Annotated in this window: 1 rRNA gene; it reads right to left on the bottom strand. The window is 52.7% G+C overall.

Annotation, left to right across the window (positions count from 1 at the left end):
* Positions 1–12 precede the first annotated feature (12 nt).
* Positions 13–1,363 (bottom strand): 23S ribosomal RNA (locus BST28156_RS34485); the annotation flags it as partial.

Genomic DNA, 1,363 nt, shown 5'->3' with positions numbered 1-1,363 from the left:
CAGACTTGTTATAGGATCAAGCCTTACGGGCAATTAGTATCGGTTAGCTGAACGCATTACTGCGCTTACACACCCGACCTATCAACGTCCTGGTCTCGAACGACCCTTCAAGGAGGTCAAGCCTCCAGGGATATCTCATCTTAAGGCGAGTTTCCCGCTTAGATGCTTTCAGCGGTTATCTCTTCCGAACATAGCTACCCGGCGATGCGACTGGCGTCACAACCGGTACACCAGAGGTTCGTCCACTCCGGTCCTCTCGTACTAGGAGCAGCCCCCTTCAAATATCCAACGCCCACGGCAGATAGGGACCAAACTGTCTCACGACGTTTTAAACCCAGCTCACGTACCTCTTTAAATGGCGAACAGCCATACCCTTGGGACCGGCTACAGCCCCAGGATGAGATGAGCCGACATCGAGGTGCCAAACACCGCCGTCGATATGAACTCTTGGGCGGTATCAGCCTGTTATCCCCAGAGTACCTTTTATCCGTTGAGCGATGGCCCTTCCATACAGAACCACCGGATCACTATGACCTGCTTTCGCACCTGCTCGACTTGTCGGTCTCGCAGTTAAGCACGCTTATGCCATTGCACTATCAGCACGATTTCCGACCGTACCTAGCGTACCTTCGTACTCCTCCGTTACCCTTTGGGAGGAGACCGCCCCAGTCAAACTGCCTACCATGCACTGTCCCCGATCCGGATCACGGACCAAGGTTAGAACCTCAAACAAACCAGGGTGGTATTTCAAGGACGGCTCCACCGAAACTAGCGTTCCGGTTTCATAGCCTCCCACCTATCCTACACAGATCGGTTCAAAGTCCAATGCAAAGCTACAGTAAAGGTTCATGGGGTCTTTCCGTCTAGCCGCGGGTAGATTGCATCATCACAAACACTTCAACTTCGCTGAGTCTCGGGAGGAGACAGTGTGGCCATCGTTACGCCATTCGTGCAGGTCGGAACTTACCCGACAAGGAATTTCGCTACCTTAGGACCGTTATAGTTACGGCCGCCGTTTACCGGGACTTCAATCAAGAGCTTGCACCCCATCATTTAATCTTCCGGCACCGGGCAGGCGTCACACCCTATACGTCCACTTTCGTGTTTGCAGAGTGCTGTGTTTTTATTAAACAGTCGCAGCCACCAGTTTATTGCAACCCCTTCACCCTCCTGGCGCTGGCCAGTCAAGCTACAAGGGCGTACCTTATCCCGAAGTTACGGTACCAATTTGCCGAGTTCCTTCTCCCGAGTTCTCTCAAGCGCCTTAGAATACTCATCTCGCCCACCTGTGTCGGTTTGCGGTACGGTCATCGTTAGACTGAAGCTTAGAGGCTTTTCTTGGAACCACTTCCAATTGCTTCGC

It is taken from the genome of Burkholderia pseudomultivorans (assembly GCF_902499075.1).
GTDB lineage: Bacteria > Pseudomonadota > Gammaproteobacteria > Burkholderiales > Burkholderiaceae > Burkholderia > Burkholderia pseudomultivorans.
The sequence above is the reverse complement of the archived record's forward strand: the minus strand, read 5'-3'. Positions and strand labels throughout refer to the sequence as shown.